We start from the raw sequence: 17,248 nt of genomic DNA, 5'->3' as shown, positions 1-17,248 counted from the left end.
TTAAAGCAGACGTTGCGCGACGGCTTGCCCGACTTGCGTCGTGTTTGCCTTGCCGCCCAGGTCGCCGGTATGCGGGCCTTCCTTGAGCGTTGCCTCGATGGCGGCGAGGATCGCGTCGTGGGCCTCGCGCTCCTTGCCCGTGCCGTTGCCGAGGAAGTCGAGCATCATCGCGGCCGACCAGATCATGGCGATCGGGTTCGCAACGCCCTTGCCCGCGATATCGGGCGCCGAACCATGCACCGGCTCGAACAGCGACGGGAAGTTGCGCTCTGGATTCATGTTGGCCGAAGGCGCGATGCCGATGGTTCCGGTGCACGCCGGCCCGAGGTCCGAAAGAATGTCGCCGAAGAGATTGGTGGCAACGACCACATCGAAGCGATCCGGGCTCAAGACGAAGCGCGCGCACAGAATGTCGATATGCTGCTTGTCCCACTTGACGTCCGGATACTGCTCCGCGATCTCCGCGGCACGCGCATCCCACCACGGCATGCTGATCGAGATACCGTTGCTCTTGGTCGCCACGGTGATGGTCTTTTCGCGGCGTTGCGCGAGATCGAACGCGAACTTCAGCACGCGCTCCGCGCCCTTGCGCGTGAAGATGGAGGTCTGCGAGACGAACTCGCGTTCCGTGCCCTCGAACATCGCGCCGCCGACCGACGAATACTCGCCTTCGGTGTTTTCACGCACGATCATGAAGTCGATGTCGCCCGCCTTGCGATTCGCGAGCGGCGAGGGCACGCCTTCGAAAAGACGCGCGGGACGCAGGTTGATGTACTGGTCGAACTCGCGGCGAAACTTGAGCAGCGAACCCCACAGCGAAATATGATCGGGCACGGTCTGCGGCCAGCCCACCGCGCCGAACAGAATGGCGTCCGTGTGCTGCAGTTGCGCCTTCCAGTCGTCGGGCATCATCTGGCCGTGCGCCGCGTAGTAATCGCAGCTCGCCCATTCGATATGTTTGTATTCGAGCGCAATGTCAAAGCGCTTGCTTACGGCATCGAGCACGCGAATGGCTTCGGGCATCACTTCCTTGCCGATGCCATCGCCGGGAATAACCGCAATACGATATTTGCTGGACATGAGGATCTCCGCTTTCGTTTAGTCAGGAACCACGCGCGCGAGGGTCGTGCGCCGACCCGCCCGCGGCGCGAGCGTTCGAAGCTTCAATACAGGAAACAAGGATAACAACGCGCGTGAATGCGCGTTGCGGTGGTCAGTGCTGGCTTGGCGAGAAGAGCGTTTCGAGCGGGTAATGCGTTTTCGCGAACGCCGTCTTGATGATGACGTAGCTGAAGTACTTCTCGATGCCGATATCCCGCTCCAGCAGCCCTTCGACGATGTTTTGATAATGGCTCACGCTGCGCGTGACGAACTTCAGCAGATAGTCGTAGCCGCCGCTCGCCAGATGACATTCGACGATCTCGTCCACGTCTTTCACTGCATTCACGAACTTGATGAAGTCTTCGCGCCGGTGATCCGCCAGCGTGACTTCGGTGAAGACCACCTGAATGTCGCCGAGCTTCTCCAATTGAATCTGCGCGCCGTAGCCCACGATATAGCCCGCCTTTTCTAGACGCTTCACGCGAATCAGGCAAGGGCTTGGCGATAAGCCGACTGCATCGGCGAGTTCGACATTGGTGATGCGTCCGCGCTTTTGCAATTGCGAGAGGATGCGCAGGTCGATTCGGTCCAGCTTGCAGTCGGTGCTCATCGTGGGAGGCGGGGCGGGACATGTCGGAGAAGTCGGTCGATGGTATCACGCAGCCACGCGACGATTAAATCCCGTTGCACCGCCTGCCGCGCCGCCCAGCGCCGCGCGCACTTCCGCTTGTGCGAGGACGTCGTCGAGTGTCTTCGTGAGACGCTCGAACATCATGTCGAAATTGGCTTCCGTGTAGCACAACGCCGGTGCAAAGCCGAGGATGTTGTCGCCGAACGCGCGGAACACGAGGCCGTTGCCGTAGGCGGCAGCGGCGATGCGGTCCGGCAGCTTGAGCGAGGCGTCGAAGCCGCGCTTGGTCTCTTTGTCGGCGACGAGTTCGAGCGCGCCGAGCAGACCGCGATGCCGCGAATGTCCGACGAGCGGATGCGCAAGCAGCGAATCGAGCCCTTCGGCAAAGCGCGGCGCCCGCGCCTGGCCGTTTGCGAGCAGTCCGCCTTCGTGATAAAGCCGCATGACTTCGAGACCGATCGCCGCGCTCACCGGATGCGCCGAATAAGTGTGACCGTGACCCACGGCCACGCCATTGTTCGTACCCGACGCGATGCCTTGATAGACGGCATCGGACATGAGGACGGCGCCCATCGGCGCGTAACCTGCCGTCAGGCCCTTGGCGACCGTCATCAAGTCCGGTTCCACGCCTTCGCCTTCGCACGCGAAGAGCGGGCCGGTGCGCCCGAAGCCGGTGATGACTTCATCGGCGACGAAGAGGATGTCCAGTTGGCGGCATGCTTCGCGCATGGCCTTGAGCCAGCCGACAGGCGGCACGATCACGCCGCCCGAACCTTGAATCGGCTCGCAGAAGAATGCGGCGACGTTCTCCGCGCCGAGCGCTTCCACCTTGGCCCGCAGCGCCGCCACCGACGCGGTGATGAGCGCGTTGTCGTCCGCGTAGTCGTTGCGATACGCATACGGCGAGGGAATGTGATGCTGCGTCGCGAGCGGCAGATCGAAGTTGCGATGGAACGCGGGCAGCGCGGTCAGCCCCGCACCAACCGACGACGAGCCGTGATAGCCGCGTTCCAGCGCGATGAAGTGCTTCTTCGCCGGACGGCCGGTCGCGTTGTAGTAGTGCGTGATGAAGCGCAGCGCGGAATCGACCGCATCCGAGCCGCCGAGCGTGAAGTACACATGCGTAAGCGATGCCGGCGCGAGATCGACCAGCTTTTCGGCCAGTTCGATAGCCGGTTCGGAGCCGAAGTGGAAGTAGCCGGTGGCGTAAGGCAGACGCGCCATCTGTTTCGAGGCCGCCTCGACGATGCTCGCATGACCATAGCCCGTGTTCACGCACCAGAGGCCGGAGAACGCGTCGAGCAGTTCCTTGCCTTCGATATCGCGCAAGAAGACGCCGTCCGCCGAATCGAGCACGGTGACGCCGCGTGCTTCATGGGCGCGGTAGCTTGCGACTGGGTGAATCAGATGTTTGCGGTCGGATTCGACCAGGGCTTGCTTGGATTGATTCGACATGAGCGGGCTCTTCTCGGAAGTAAGCTGGACCGTTCCATACTATCGGGGGAGCGCCGTCGGGCGCATCGCCAAATAAATCGCGGAAAAGCAAATATGCGGCGTTTTGCGGGGCGTGCGCAGCATTTTGTGCTGAGGCGCCTCAGTAGCCCCGGCTGCGGTCTATCTGACCGATCATCGGCTGCCCTTCGCGATGCCGGCGCAAATTGTCGAGCACCACGTCCACCGCTGTTTCCGGCCGCGTCGCGCTCGCGATATGCGGCGTCAGACGCACGCGCGGATGCGTCCAGAACGGATGTGTGTCGGGCAAAGGCTCGGGATCGGTGACATCGAGAATGGCGGCGTGCAGATGGCCGCTATCGAGCGCATCGAGCAAATCGTCCTGATTCACTTGCGGACCGCGCCCGACGTTGATGAACGACGCGCCTGGCGGCAGCGCGGCGAACACGCGCTTATTCAGCAGGCCGCGCGTGGAGTCGGTGAGCGGCAAGAGGCACACCAGCACATCGGTGCGGGCGAGGAAGGCATCGAGCGACTCGACACCCGCATGACATTCGATGCCTTCCAGTTCATGCGCCGAGCGGCTCCAGCCCGCGCACGCAAAGCCGAAACGGTGCAACTGTTTCAGCACGGCCGTGCCGAGCATGCCGAGGCCCAGCACGCCGACACGCCGCGTGGATGCCGCGCGCACCGGCATTGCACGCCATACGCGTTCGCGTTGCTGCGCCGCGTAGTCGAAGAGATCGCGATGCACGGTGAGCACCGCCTGCGTCACGTATTCGACCATGCCCTCGACGATGCCCGGCTCGACCATCCGCACCACGGCGATGCCGGACGGCACGGCGGACAGATCGAACTGGTCGATGCCCGCGCCCACCGAGAAGATCACTTCGAGATTCGGCAGCGCGCGCGTGAGGTCGGCGGGCGGTTGCCATGCGGCCAGATAGCGGATGGACGCGGCATCGCCGATATCCGGCCACAGGCGAAACGGTGTCTCGGGCGCCTTGCTGGCGAAAAGCTGCGCCCACTGTCTGCCGCGCTCGGGGTCGGCCTTATAGAGAAGAGCCATCGTATTCAACCCACTGCCTGATTGACGATGCCGAACTGGCCCACAGACGCGTCCGGCCGCGGCGCACCATTGCGCGCCATCTTGACGACCGCATCGACCTGCCTGAGTCCCAGTTCTTCGAGCCACGGCGTGAGGCCGCTGTCGCCCGGCGTATCCATGCGGATAAAGGCGCCTTCGTTGGCGGCAAGCCAATGCGCAACCAGCGCCTGCGCGCGCTGCAACCGTTCCTGACCTTCGCCCGTGGCGATGACCGGACCGATGGCGTGGCCGCGCCCGAATGGCCGCATCAGCGCGAAGCCGACGATCTCGCCGGCGGATTCCAGCGCGACGCCTTGCGCCACGCCGAGCAGTTGCTGCAGAATCGCGCCGCGATCCACACCGGCCGCGCGCGATGCCAGTTCGGCGAGACGCGGCGTATCGGCAAATTCGAGCGGACGCAGGCTTTCACCGGCCTGCAGCAAAATGGCGGGTGCGCGAAAATCGGCCGATTGATGTTGATGCAAGGTGCCGATTGGCTCGAAACCGAGTTTGGCGTAGAGCGGCTGTCCGGCGGGCGTCGCGTGCAGGAGGGTGACGCGGGAGCCGAGCGCATCGAGCAGCAGTTCCATCAGCTTTCGCCCGATGCCGTGCCCTTGCCGGTCGGGCGCGACGATGACCATGCCGAGCGAGCCGGCATCCTCGCCGAACTTCCAGTAGAGGGCGGTGCCGACCACGCGCTCGCCTTCCTGCGCGATGAAGCCGGCGCCAGCGTCGAGAACGAAGCGCCAGTCGTCGGCGCGGTGCGGCCATTTCACTTCGACCGACAGCGCATGCGCGGCGTCGATGTCGCGGGCTTCGAAGGGTCGGTACAGAATGGTTGAGCGTATTTCGGCAACGGACACGGCGCACTCCAGGGACGGGGACGCATGCTACTTTGACAGCCGCGAACGACCCGGGCTAGGACGATCCTGCTGCGCCGCGAGCGCGGCTTCGCGCGATGGCAGGCGCCGCGCCGTGCACGGAAAATGACGGATCTCGCGGCGAACGTAGTAACGTTACGCCAGTCGATGTTTTATCAGGCAAATACAGTGTTGAGGGGCACATGTCAGAGTCAAGCACCATTACGGATCAACAGGTCGCATCGATCGCGCAACGGTTGAGCGGAGAAGGCCGCGAGTTGTCGCCATTGACCGTCTGGAACGAAATCCGCAGCGGCTCCATCATCGAGGTGGCAAACGCGTTGCAGCGCTGGAAAGCGGCACAGGAGCCGCAAGCCGCGCCCGCACCCGTCGACGACGAAGCGAGCTTGCCGCAAGGCGTCGCCGAGACGCTTCTGAACGCGGCGCATCAGCTTTGGGCGGGCGCGCATCAGCAGGCCGGGCAACGCTTCCAACCGCAATTACGCACGTTGGATCAGCGGCTTACGGCCACGCTCGCGGAACGCGACGAAGCGCTCGCCGGTTTCCAGCAGGCCGACGAGGAAGCCGGCCGCGAGCGCCAGCAGCGCAACAATCTGGCGCAGGCGTTACAGGCTTCGGAACAGACGGTCGAACATCTGCGCAGTGCGCTTGCCGATGTGAGCGCCCGCGCCGAGACCGCCGAACGGCGCGTCGAGGAACTGACGCAGCGGGAATCGATGGAGCAGGGCAGGCTTGCAGCGGCGATCGCCTCCTTCGAGGAAGCGCAGCGTTCGCAGGAAGCGTTGGCCGCGTCGATCTCGGATAAGGATGACGAGCTCGCCCGAATTGCATGGGAGCGGGACGAAGCGCGCCATGCGCATGAGGCGCTCACGGCATCCGTCGCGGCGAAGGACGACGAGATTGCGCGAATCGTCCGCGAACGGGACGACGCGTTGAACGCGGCGACAGTCGGCAAGCACGAGGAGATCGCGCGCATCGTCCAGGAGCACAACGATGCCTTGCACGCGGCCGTCTCGCAAAAGGACGAGGAGATCGCGCGCTTCGTGAGCGAGCGCGACGACGTGCGGCAGGCGCATGAAGCGCTAAGCGCGCATGTCGCGAGCAAGGACGACGAGATTGCCAGCCTCGTTCGACAACGCGACGAGGCGCGTCAAAGAGCCGAGGCGCTGCAGCATGAAAGTCAGGCGAAATCCGATGAAGCGCAACGCTACGCGCATGAAGCGGGCGTTACCGCCGAACGCGTGGCGGCGGTCGAGCAGCAAGCGAACGAGCGTTTTGCGCGTATCGCGGAACTCGAAGTCGAACTCGACGCGGCACGCGGCGCGCTAAACGAGCTGCAACAGGCTCACGCGGCCAAGCACGATGAAGCCACGGCGCAGTCCGGCGAGCTTCAGCGTGTCGCACGAGAACTCGAAGCGGCGCGTTCGCAGATCAGCGCGTTGAACGAGCAAAAAGACGCGGCAAGCGCCGACGCCGCCCAGCGCGCGCAAGATGCCGCCGCTGCCCGCGAGCGCGCGGAGAATGCCGAACAGCAGGCGGCATTGCTGCAGGAGCGTTTGGCCGAACAGGAACAACGCGAAGCCGATGCAAGAAGCACTCACGCCTCGCAGCGCATGGAACTCGAGGCACGCGGCGTCGCGGTGGAAGGCGAGATCGCCGCTTTGCAACGGCAGATCACGACACAAGCCAAGGATCATACGAAGGCCTACGACAAGCTGCGCACGCAGGCCGAAGAATGGGTCAGTTATGCCAAGGACCTGAAGCAGCGGCTCGACGGCGCGAACGAGAAACTGCTCTTCATCGATGCACGCAGCACCGGCGAAGTCGCGCTCATGCGCCGGCTTGCGCTGGAACTCGAACGGCTCAAGCCGGACCATGAACTCGTGTTGCGTGAAGCGCAGCAAAGGGTGATCGGCGACAAGATGGTCCAGCAGCTTGCGCAGAAGGGCTATCGTTATGACCCGGCTACTTCGGCGATTTCGAAGATCGAAGAGTAGGCGTTAATCAAGCGGGACTCGGTGAGAACGTCAAGCGGGCCATCGTCGATGGCCCGCTTCGTCTAAGTGCGGTAGCCCACCATCGTCGGCGGGGAAATCAGCGAACATGCGCATGCATCAAGCATCGTTCGCCTGATTCATTCTCTTCCACGACGAAAAGCCGCTTCATGACATTCGACCATGGGGTGTTCACGGTCTCGCTTGACTTCGAATTGCTCTGGGGCGTGCGCGAGACGCGTACCATCGAGAGCTATGGCGCGAACCTGCGCGGCGTGCGCGAGGCCATTCCGCGCATGCTCGATGTCTTTGCCGCAAACGGCATTCACGCGACATGGGCCACGGTAGGCTTTCTTTTTCATCGCAATGCGGATGAACTTCGCGCGGCTTTACCGCCGCCTTCCCTGCGGCCGAATTACGTGCGCGCAGGCATTTCCCCTTATGAATATATCGATGCAGGCCAGGCGCTCGATCCGCTTTATCACTTCGCGCCCGAACTCGTCGAACGCATTGCGGAGCAGCCTGGTCAGGCTATCGGCACGCACACCTATTCGCATTACTACTGTCTAGAACAAGGTCAGGGCTTGCGCGAATTCGAAGCGGATATCGAATGCGCCACGGAGGTTGCCAGGCGCGCAGGCTTGCGGTTGAAGAGCATCGTATTTCCGCGCAACCAGTGCAATGAAGACTACCTTGCGGCGCTCGCGCGGCATGGCATCGTGTGTTATCGCGGAACACAAGGCGGTCACGCTTATGCGGCCTCCGACAAGGCAGGGCAAGGCTATCTGCGCCGCGCAACGCGTTTGCTCGATGCTTATATGAACGTGTCCGGACACAATACCCATGCGCTCGAATCATGCTTCGAAAGCGCGCCTTTCAATTTTCCGGCAAGCAGTTTTCTGAGGCCTTATTCAAGCAAATGGGCAATGCTCGATGGCTTGCGCCTTGGACGAATAAAAAATGCCATGACCGATGCGGCGCTCAACAAGCGCCTTTATCACCTCTGGTGGCATCCGCATAACTTCGGCCGCAATACCGCGCAGAACATCGCGTTTCTTGAGCGCATTGCCGAGCACTATGTTCTGCTGCGCGAACGCCACGGCTTCGCTTCGCTCAACATGGAGGAGCTTAGCGAGCTGGCGGCCACGCGATTGGTCGATCAAACAAGCTTGCCTGCCGCCGAGCCTGCGTGATCAACGGCGGGTTTCGGAGGCGGTCGGAGCAATCGACGAATGCGCGGTGAGAAAACGCGGCGTCCTGAAACGCACGATGCTTGCATAGAACCATACGTAGACCGCGATGAACATCGCGCCGGTGACGAAAAGCGCAAGCGGCCGGTCCCAGAACACCGTTGCGGGCGCGACGCCCACCGCGCACAACACCCACAGATAAGGCGATGTGCGGCCATTGCGGCGCGCGCGCTGACGCACATCGCTATAGTCCGATCCTTTGAGTGCAATGCGCTTGTAGATGAGCGTGTGAAGGTGCACGCCATCTGGTTCGCTCACAGGTCGGCCGCGCACGAACTTGCGGCGATAGATCGAGAACACGGTTTCGAAGAGCGGATAGATGGCGACGACCGCCGCATACCACGCCGACACGGAAGGATGCCGCGCGATCAGCAGCACGAGCAATTCGGCCATGACGAAGCCGATAAAGTATGCACCGCCATCGCCCAGGAAAATGTGGGCGCCTGGATAATTCCATACGACGAAGCCAAGGATGGTGCCGATCATGGTCAACGCGACGCTCATGACCAGCCAGTCGCCGACTTGATGCGCGACGAAACCTATCGAAGCGAAGATCAGGATGGACGAGACCGATGCGAGGCCATTCATGCCGTCAATGAGATTGATTGCGTTCGTGAGCCCCGACACGGTCAGCACGGTGAGGCCGACCGCAAGCGGCATGAGTTGAAGCCCGTGATCGACCACCGGCAGATCCACGCGAACCAATACCGCATGCAACGCATAGACGCCACCGATCGACCCTGCCATGGCCGCGAGCAGACGCGCACGCGGGCTTACATGCTTGGTCAGGTCTTCGAGACAGCCGGCCAGGAACGGTAAAGCGGCGCACGCCAACAACAGCATCAACTCGCCTCGTGGATTCGCACCGAATAGGCCGCCCATCATGAACGTGATTGCCGTTCCGCCGACGATGGCCGCACCGCCCACGCGTGGCACGGGGACCGCATGATTCTTCTGCACTCCATTGAGGTCGGTGTCGAGTAAATGCGATCCCGCATGACTCGCATAACGCACGATCCAAAGAGTCAGACAAAACGAAGTCAGGCAACCGAGAGCGAGGTTTAGCATTGTCTTATGCTCGTCTTAAACGCGGACGGTCGTTAATTTCAGTGAGGACGAACTATCGTTCGGCGAGACCGAAGCATGCAGATAGTCCAGGAAGTAAGCGGCGCAACATCGACGAAACTGAAAAACGAACAGCAACGGAATGAGATGACAAGGCGGTACATCGCGCTTACGGCTAACGGCTATTTCATCAAGCCATTTGCTTTTTGCCGTATTTACTGATTAATTAGGGAAACCCCCATGATTAAATGCCTTTCGGAGTCCAAATATCATCTCGCGGAGTGCAGCGAAGTGAGCATCTTTTTTTGAAGATGAAATGTGGGCTAGACCGCGTATCGATTCAAATTTGCTAGCGCTTCGAAGACGACTTTTGTGCTCTAAGCATTGTTGAACATTATCGAGTCAAGCCTGTGGCAAAGCGTTAGCGAAATGCTGACACTGATCGTTGATACGAGCGAAGCAGCATGGCTTTCAATTGGACTAACAACGAATGAAATAGCGGTGGGCGTGACCCGCGTGCAAGGTCGTCGAAGATATCTCGTCCGATGAAAACCTTTGGATCGGAGCGCTTGATCGGCCACCGCTAAGACGCGCGTCAGCGCGTGACAATAGACCTAAAGGTTTTCAGAGTCGAAGATGTAAGTCGCGATGCGGGTCCATCCCGTGAATGCTTTGTTCAACGCGTTAAACCATTACGATATGCTCGATAGAAGAACTGCATTAAAGGTTTTTGCATCGTGTGCATTGGTGCAAACCCTTGCGCCGCATCGCGCGCATGCGCAAACAAATGATTCGACTGAGCTTATACGGGCAAGCACGTTCGGTGTGAAAGGCGACGGTAAAAGCAATGACCGCGCGCGTCTTCAGGCCGCGATAGACAGTACCGTCGGCAAGACCTTGTTGATAGAAGGTCGGTGTCGAATGGATACGCGAGGTCTGGATTTGCACAGTAGTACGCATCTGCGTTTTGCGGATGGCGCATCGATCAAGCTGTTGCCTCACGACACGCCTTCTTATCAGATGATCCGTATCTGGGATGCGGATAACGTGCTGCTGGAAAATGCGACGCTGGATGGCAGCAAGGAGCTCAACGCAGCGCCGCCCGAAACACACGACGGTGGCTACGGTATGGGCATTTCCATCGCGGGGAGCACGAATGTCACGATAAACTCGGCCACGACGATCGGCTGTTGGGGCGATGGCCTTTATATCGCCAATAGTTATGAACGGGCGACGCGACGATCCCGCAATATTGTCGTCCGCGATCATCATGCGCGTGCGTGCCGGCGTCAGGGTGTGTCGCTCATCAGTGGAATGAACGTGCTGATCGAACGTGGTGTGTGGGAAGACATCGGTGGAACAGCGCCTTCGGCAGGCATCGATATCGAACCGAACTCCAATCGCGACGTGCTCGAAGACATTCGCATTGTCGATCCGCTTACGCGCCGATGCAGTATCGGCATTCTCGTTTATCTCGCGGAATTGCCCGGCCCCAAGCCTAAGACCGTAAGCATAGAAATAAGCGGACAGCGCGATGAATCTTCTTCCGACAATGCCTTTAGCGTGTCCGGTCTCGACACTAAAGGATGGACGGTGAAAGGTAGCGTGACGAATGTCTCGCCGGTATGGGTGAATTCGCGGCTAGCCTCAGTCGAAAGCGTCGACTACGATAAGCGCGGGCCGGCTATCGTCGTGTCCGGGTTACGCCTCATCCGTTAAGCCACATGCTGTGCGACAACGTACAGACGGGTCGCATGTACTCACGACACCCTCAGCGGGTTGTCGCCATATCATTAGAATCGCGCTAGCAAGGGAATTCCTAGATGAGAGCAAGAGCAATGGAAGCGCGAAGCGTTTCTCCTTCCCGTCCTCGTGCGCGTGCTCATTCCTATCTGGCGACGCCGAATGGCTTGCTGTTCATCATTCTCGCGCTCGTCGTCCTGTATGTGATGGCGACGGGCGTACGCAATGTGCCGACGTTGCTCGATCAGGACAATTACCTCGAATACTTCCGCAAAACCACGTGGGACTGGTTCCTCAATACTTACGAGGAACGCAAATCAACGGTTAGTTTCGTCATCAGCACAATCACCGAGGAATTCGGTTGGCGCGCTTGGGTCGTCGCTTTGAACGCATTGGGCTTTACACCCGATGCCGGTGTGCGACTTACGGTGGTGCTGCTCAACGCACTGATCTTCATTGCGCTTCTGGAAGTACGCCGGCCATTGCTGGGTCTCGTGCTCTGGTGTGTCGTGCCGATGGCGCTCGCCACTGTCGGACTCTTTCAGATTCGCCAGGGGATGGCGTTCTCTATCGCCATGCTCGTGTCCTTGCGCTATCAAAGACCCGTAACGGGATGGCTACTCGCAAGTTTTATTCACACCACGTTCGCGGTGCCCGCGCTCCTGCTTATCGCGATGCGTCCATGGGGCAATCGCAGATGGCTCGCGTTGGGAAGCGCTTCGGCGGTGGCGGTCGTGCTGGTTTCGTCGGCGGGCTTTCTCTTCAAGAACTTTGGCGGCCGTCGTATCGACGAATATGCGGGCTACCAGAACGATTTCACCATCAAACTGGTGATTCTCCTCGTGGTTTATATGACGGCGGCACTTGTCATGCTTTATACGGAATGGAAAACGAAGCAGGCGGGCAAAGCTCAGGCATGGCGCGACATCTGTTTCATGGACGTCGCGCTCGTGCTTTATCTGGTGCTTGCCTTCCTGCTGTTTCCCTTCGGCAAAGGGCGCGTATGGTATTGCGTGCCCTTGCTGCTGCCGTTTCTCGTCGGGCAGACGCGCTTCAAGAATCGCTTCGTATGCTGGTGGACCGTGGGAATATTGCTGGTGCTGACTGCGGAAATCATCAAGAGCTATTACGAGGGCGTGTACGCGTATTTCCTCGGCTTATGACCGCGCATGGCAAGCAATGGCGCGGTCATTCGCCTGCATGATTCACGTTTTATCGAGCGTTGCCTTGCGCAAGCGTCGCGCGCCAGTGCGGATTGCCATCTTCTCGCCTCTTAGTACGGTGCGCAGGGCGCCGTAATCCGCGCGCATGCGTTCAATTTCATAGCGCGTTACAAGGCGTCCCCCGAAGCCCGATAGAAAGTCGAGAATGGTAGCGGTGGAAATGCCGTCGAAATCGAAAATGAGTTTGCGTTCTCGCGCCACGCGCGCGCCTTCCCAAATCAGAAGACTTATTGCGCCGCCGTGTGCATCCGCCGCGCGCGATGACAGCAGGTAGTACACGGCACGCGTATCCCACACGAGTGCGGTCTCGGCGACGAGTTGGCCGTTCTCGTCGAATGCGCCAAGCATGACACCTGCATTGCGCTTGATGACTTCGCCGAGCACGCGGCGCATGATCTGCGAGCCGTACACGTTATTGCGTTTGCGCACGGCGAGGTTGGCGTCGTAGAAATCCGTGAAGGCGTCGGGGCTGTTTATTTCGCGCACGGTAAGCCGTTCGGTGGCGCGACGCAGCCAATTGCGTGTATTGCGCCGTAGCGCCGACCATGCCTCGGCTTCGCTTCGATCAGCCGGCAACTCGAGCGTATAGCCTATGGAGACATCGAAGCCATGCAGCGAAAATGCAATAGCTTCGGCTTGCGACATACGCGTGTCCATCAATTGATGAAAATGCGCACACGCAGGAATCTTCGAGACGAGCTGATTCGTGATGTCCATTCGATAACACCATTCGCGCTCGCCACTACCTAAACGTTGCGGTTTGATGACAGGGCCAAGCGTGCGCGTCAAAGGCGGCAGCACGGATATGCGCCAGATGCCTTTACGCTCGAACATATAAGGCATTTCCCCAATGACGACATCGCCCTGCTTTACTTCAGCAATGCCCCACTTACCGTCGGTCGCCGCTTCAAGCCACCAGGGCTCATGAAAGATGGAGCGCTCCACGATGCCTTCTGCTTTAGTGGTGCTCGAATCGTTCTTGACGTTTTCCCTGATTTTCTTTTTAACCGGTTTTGAACTTGGCTCGATAGGTGAAGAGCTTACTGAATAGCATTCGTTATCCATTGTCCCTCACAACTCGGTTCATGAAAGCCGTTCGCTTTGTGTGTATGCCGCTTTGATCATCCCGTTCGCCGCCAAAGATGGACGATTGCACCGGGCCGCCTCGCAGATGAAGCGCCGTGTTGCAGGCCGCTTGTCGCGGACCGGTGACAGCATGAGGATGTGCGTTCTATCGAGACGAAGTCGCGCCGTCTCCTGCGCGACCCTGTATAGGAACTTACTGGAGCGTAAAGACCAATCGCATGCACCACTGTACGCCATCGCACGTTGGGCAGTTTGCTATTCGATGCAAGATCTTGACTCGAACGAGAGCCAAGCTTGTGCTTAAGTGCGCGCTATGAGGGCACGCTTGTGCGGTTGCAGATCCATGATCAAGCGGACCTCGAATAACGATGCCGGAGCTGCCCGATGAATACGGCCAAATATGTGATCGATCTGATTAAAAGTCCTGACGAATTCGAAGCGCTGCATAACGAATGGGATGAACTGTGGACGCTCGCCAACGGGCGGCATCATGAATCGTTTGCGGTCTGCTCATTGGTTTGGCGTCATGTCGCCAAACCTGCGGGACGGTCACTTTGCATCATTACTGCGCGGCGCGAGGAACGTATCGTCGCCATTTGGCCGCTCGTGCGTTCGCGCAATCGTCTCTGGAACGTGCTTCGGCCACTTAGCTCTGAATCGGCAGACTATACGACCGTGCTGACCGATCCCGCGTATGCATCGCCGGATCTATCGCAATCGATCTGGCAGGCGGCGCGTGACCTAGGGAAGGGCGATATTGTTTTGCTTCCGTATGTCGATTGCAAAAGCGAGTTGTATCGGCTCGCTGCGGAGCATCCGGGGATCATGCTCGCCAAGGAACATCCCTATGCCGTGGCTAAACTTTCGGAAGTGAATTGTTGGGATGAATTCGTCATTGGCTTGGGCAAGCTTTCGGGCAAGCGACCCGGCCAGTTGCGTGAACGACTCGAGCGCGAAGGCAAGTTCGAGGTGTGTATTCTCGGCCCGCACGACCGTGAAGAGAACGCGCGCATGGTCGACTGGATGCTGGCGAGAAAGCGCGAGTGGGGCGAACGCGTCGACAAGAAGGGCAGTTGGCTGTGGGAGGAAACCTTCCGCAATTATCTAATCGAGCTGCTGAATCATTGTCATCCTCTCGCATGTGCAAAGCTCATGGTCCTGAAACTTGATGACGAGATTCTCGCCGTGAACATGATCGGTCTCGGCGCAAAGAGCATGATCGGTCTGATTGCGAGTTTCGATAAGCGCTTTGGCAAATTCGCACCCGGCGCGGTTTCAACCGAGGCATGGGTTCGGTGGGCAATCGAGCAGCGTTTGGATTTCGACCTCGGCATCGGCGCAGAAACGTTCAAGCCGTACTGGAGCCGGGGCAATACCGCAATGGTTTGCAGTCTGCAACTTGCGCAAACGAACTGGGGACGCGTGGCATTTGCCATTTCTGGCGCACAACGAATGCTTAAGAAAGCGAGCGTTAATATTTGGCGTTCGAACGTTCGGCCAGAAAAATCCTTGGGTAAAGAACAGGCGTAGAACGGCTCAGAAGCGAATCTATTCACAATTCAGAGCGGCTTGAGTATGACCGATTAAGCTTGTTTGATTCCGTGCGCTCAGCGTTGCGGGAAACAAGCTAAACACGAAAATCAGAGATTTTGCTGAAAGATCTACAATCGGCTGATTAGAAGAATTAAGGGAAAATTTCCTCCATTAATCTAATGAATAGCCGTTGTTTCACTGCGACAGAATTACTTTTCGCAAAATATTCGAGAATTGCTTATTCATCTGATTATATGCGCAATAGAAAAGCGCATTTCCCGCCTGACGTGCGATCGCGCGTTGCGTGAGCCAGAAAATTCGGCCCTGTCCCCGCTATTCAGTTACAGATAGTTACGATTCCTCTCTATTCGTCATACATCGATCTGTATCATACGATCCGTATTCGGTATTTAATGCCTTATCGGGGGCGAACTTAATTTCGATAAAGGTAATTGATGCCGTTCCAACGAGTGCGCGAGTTTGCTGGTCCTTCCAAGGGCCATCCGAGTCGTGAAAATCCAATCCGAAAGCTGACACGGCGAATCTGTTCGTCAGACGCCCATTGATAACTTCGAGCTCATGTCCTTGACCAAAAAAACTCCTGTTACTCCAATGCAATTTGCTGATCAGATCGATCGAATCTTCACGCGTCGCAAGTTTCTCACTGCGGTGATGGCCAGCACCGGATCGCTCGCACTTGCCGCATGCGGCGGCGGCGGTGAAGGAGATGTCGCTGATTCCGTCTCCAAGCGCCGCCGCCGTGCGTCCGGCACCAGTTCTGCGTCAAGCACCCAAGCTGCTTCGACACCGGCGGTCGCTTCGTCGACGCAGGCCGCGACGACATCCGGCACGGTCACCGACACGTCCTTCGGCGTGAAGGGCGATGGCACTACCAACGACCGCGTCGCGCTTCAGAAAGCGATCGACGGTTCAGTCGGCAAGATTCTGCTGATCACCGGCAAGAGCCGTATCGATGCGGCCGGCCTCGACCTGCGCACGAACTCACACCTGCGTTTCGCAAGCGGCGCGTCGATCAAGCTGCTCGCGCACAACGTCGCCAGCTATCAGATCCTGCGCGTCTGGGATGCCCAGAACGTGCAGATTGAAAACGCCTCGCTCGACGGCAGCAAGGAACTCAACTCCGCGACCAACGATCCGAACGACGGCGGCCAGGGCATGGGCATCTCCATCGCGGGTTCGACCAACGTGACGATCACCTCGCCGACCACGATCAACTGTTGGGGCGACGGCATCTACATCGGCAACTCGTATCGCAGCCTGACGACGCCGAGCAACACGGTCAACATCACGAAGCACCACGCGACCGGTTGCCGCCGTCAGGGCGCAACGATCACGAGTGGCGCGAATATCACGTTCGATACGCCGACCTGGGAAAACATCGGCGGCACGTTGCCTTCGGCGGGCCTCGACATCGAACCCAACAACAACAACGCCGTGCTGCAGAACATCAAGATCATCAGCCCAACGACGAACAGCTGCCGCTATGGCATTCTGATTTATCTGGGCGCCTTGCCAGGTTCGGTGAACAAGGTCGTCTCGATCGATATCTCGAACCATCGCGACAACAACGCCAATCACGTCGCGTACGAAGTCGGTGGCCTTGCGCTAAACGGCCATTCGGTCACGGGTCATATCACGAGTGCGTCGCCAGTCTATATGCATTCAGCGCTCGGCTTTAGCAAGACCGATTGGGACAACGCCGGTCCGACGGTCGAAGTCACCAACATGGTCTACACGCGTTAAGCGTTTAGCGAGGCAACATGTCGAAAAGAGGGCGCGCTTTCAGCGCGCGCCCGGTGTCGGTGCTTGGCGCACCGATTTTTCTTTGCGCGGCGCTTCACCATGCCAGGCTTTTTAGACGGAGATGCCGAAAACGATTGGCATGGATGGTGCTCTAATAAAGTATCGGGCGTCACGAAACGCCATCTCCGAAAACGCGGGAAAAGTCTGGAGATTCAATGGATCTCGCCATCATCATTGGCACGATCGCCTTCTTCGCTGTCGTCGCGCTTGCGTTGCTCGCGCTTGCCGACGTACTGCTGCCCTCGCGCCGCCGCCGGCGCGAGGAGCAAGGGCGCACGAGCATCTGGTCACGTTCGCATAAGGCGGGCGAGCTGAAGACTAAAGGCGCGGGCCATTCCGGGCCGGGTTCGGGACATCCGAAATGACGAACCGCGTGCA

Annotated in this window: 14 protein-coding genes; 7 read left to right on the top strand and 7 right to left on the bottom strand. The window is 59.2% G+C overall.

All coding sequences use genetic code 11. From position 1 onward, the window contains the following. The 5 genes from QCE79_RS22775 to QCE79_RS22755 all read right to left on the bottom strand — a co-directional run bounded on the left by QCE79_RS22775 (nt 1) and on the right by QCE79_RS22755 (nt 5,134). The gene (locus QCE79_RS22775; RefSeq protein WP_309848117.1) at nt 1-1,080 is read right to left on the bottom strand and encodes a tartrate dehydrogenase; all 1,080 of its coding nucleotides are present in this window, start codon (nt 1,078-1,080) and stop codon (nt 1-3) included. A 133-nt stretch (nt 1,081-1,213) separates the two neighbouring features. Beyond that, the gene (locus QCE79_RS22770) at nt 1,214-1,711 is read right to left on the bottom strand and encodes an Lrp/AsnC family transcriptional regulator (protein ID WP_244830135.1); all 498 of its coding nucleotides are present in this window, start codon (nt 1,709-1,711) and stop codon (nt 1,214-1,216) included. 45 nt (nt 1,712-1,756) lie between these two features. Then, complete coding sequence (locus QCE79_RS22765; RefSeq protein WP_250468427.1) at nt 1,757-3,187, bottom strand: aspartate aminotransferase family protein; 1,431 nt, start codon at nt 3,185-3,187, stop codon at nt 1,757-1,759. Nucleotides 3,188-3,326: 139 nt separating this feature from the next. Then, a complete protein-coding gene (locus QCE79_RS22760; protein ID WP_309848116.1) occupies nt 3,327-4,253 on the bottom strand; it encodes a glyoxylate/hydroxypyruvate reductase A in 927 nt (308 codons plus the stop codon). A 5-nt stretch (nt 4,254-4,258) separates the two neighbouring features. Further along, nucleotides 4,259-5,134, bottom strand: a complete 876-nt coding sequence (locus QCE79_RS22755; RefSeq protein WP_309848115.1) for a GNAT family N-acetyltransferase — start codon at nt 5,132-5,134, stop codon at nt 4,259-4,261. Between the two features lie 200 nt (nt 5,135-5,334). Here QCE79_RS22755 and QCE79_RS22750 point away from each other — a divergent pair, with 200 nt between their 5' ends. Both QCE79_RS22750 and QCE79_RS22745 read left to right on the top strand, forming a co-directional pair. Beyond that, nucleotides 5,335-7,149, top strand: a complete 1,815-nt coding sequence (locus tag QCE79_RS22750; protein WP_309848114.1) for a DNA-binding protein — start codon at nt 5,335-5,337, stop codon at nt 7,147-7,149. Nucleotides 7,150-7,316: 167 nt separating this feature from the next. Then, nucleotides 7,317-8,339, top strand: a complete 1,023-nt coding sequence (locus QCE79_RS22745; RefSeq protein ID WP_250468423.1) for a polysaccharide deacetylase family protein — start codon at nt 7,317-7,319, stop codon at nt 8,337-8,339. On the opposite strand, the gene QCE79_RS22740 is transcribed toward QCE79_RS22745, so the two are convergent. Next, nucleotides 8,340-9,464, bottom strand: coding sequence for a glycosyltransferase (locus QCE79_RS22740; RefSeq protein ID WP_309848113.1), 1,125 nt, complete (start codon nt 9,462-9,464; stop codon nt 8,340-8,342). It lies immediately after the preceding gene. 918 nt (nt 9,465-10,382) lie between these two features. On the opposite strand from QCE79_RS22740, the gene QCE79_RS22735 reads away from it, so the two are divergent. Both QCE79_RS22735 and QCE79_RS22730 read left to right on the top strand, forming a co-directional pair. Continuing rightward, the gene (locus tag QCE79_RS22735; RefSeq protein WP_244830142.1) at nt 10,383-11,180 is read left to right on the top strand and encodes a right-handed parallel beta-helix repeat-containing protein; all 798 of its coding nucleotides are present in this window, start codon (nt 10,383-10,385) and stop codon (nt 11,178-11,180) included. A gap of 104 nt (nt 11,181-11,284) precedes the next feature. Continuing rightward, nucleotides 11,285-12,367, top strand: a complete 1,083-nt coding sequence (locus QCE79_RS22730; RefSeq protein WP_309848112.1) for an EpsG family protein — start codon at nt 11,285-11,287, stop codon at nt 12,365-12,367. 42 nt (nt 12,368-12,409) lie between these two features. Here QCE79_RS22730 and QCE79_RS22725 read toward each other — a convergent pair whose 3' ends face one another. Then, complete coding sequence (locus QCE79_RS22725) at nt 12,410-13,372, bottom strand: GNAT family N-acetyltransferase (protein WP_244830144.1); 963 nt, start codon at nt 13,370-13,372, stop codon at nt 12,410-12,412. A gap of 816 nt (nt 13,373-14,188) precedes the next feature. Between QCE79_RS22725 and QCE79_RS22720 the strand changes: the two genes are divergently transcribed. The 3 genes from QCE79_RS22720 (at nt 14,189) to QCE79_RS22710 (ending at nt 17,235) form a co-directional block, all read left to right on the top strand. Beyond that, on the top strand, nt 14,189-15,043 hold the full coding sequence (locus QCE79_RS22720) for a GNAT family N-acetyltransferase (RefSeq protein WP_309848111.1): 855 nt from the start codon (nt 14,189-14,191) through the stop codon (nt 15,041-15,043). A gap of 615 nt (nt 15,044-15,658) precedes the next feature. After that, nucleotides 15,659-16,810, top strand: a complete 1,152-nt coding sequence (locus QCE79_RS22715) for a hypothetical protein (RefSeq protein ID WP_309848110.1) — start codon at nt 15,659-15,661, stop codon at nt 16,808-16,810. A gap of 215 nt (nt 16,811-17,025) precedes the next feature. Beyond that, the gene (locus QCE79_RS22710) at nt 17,026-17,235 is read left to right on the top strand and encodes a hypothetical protein (RefSeq protein WP_250510706.1); all 210 of its coding nucleotides are present in this window, start codon (nt 17,026-17,028) and stop codon (nt 17,233-17,235) included. The last annotated feature ends 13 nt before the right edge of the window (nt 17,236-17,248 follow it).

The organism is Caballeronia sp. LZ003 (assembly GCF_031451465.1).
Classification (GTDB): Bacteria; Pseudomonadota; Gammaproteobacteria; order Burkholderiales; family Burkholderiaceae; genus Caballeronia.
Note: the sequence above shows the minus strand (reverse complement) of the source record. Positions and strands in the feature narration are given on the sequence as shown.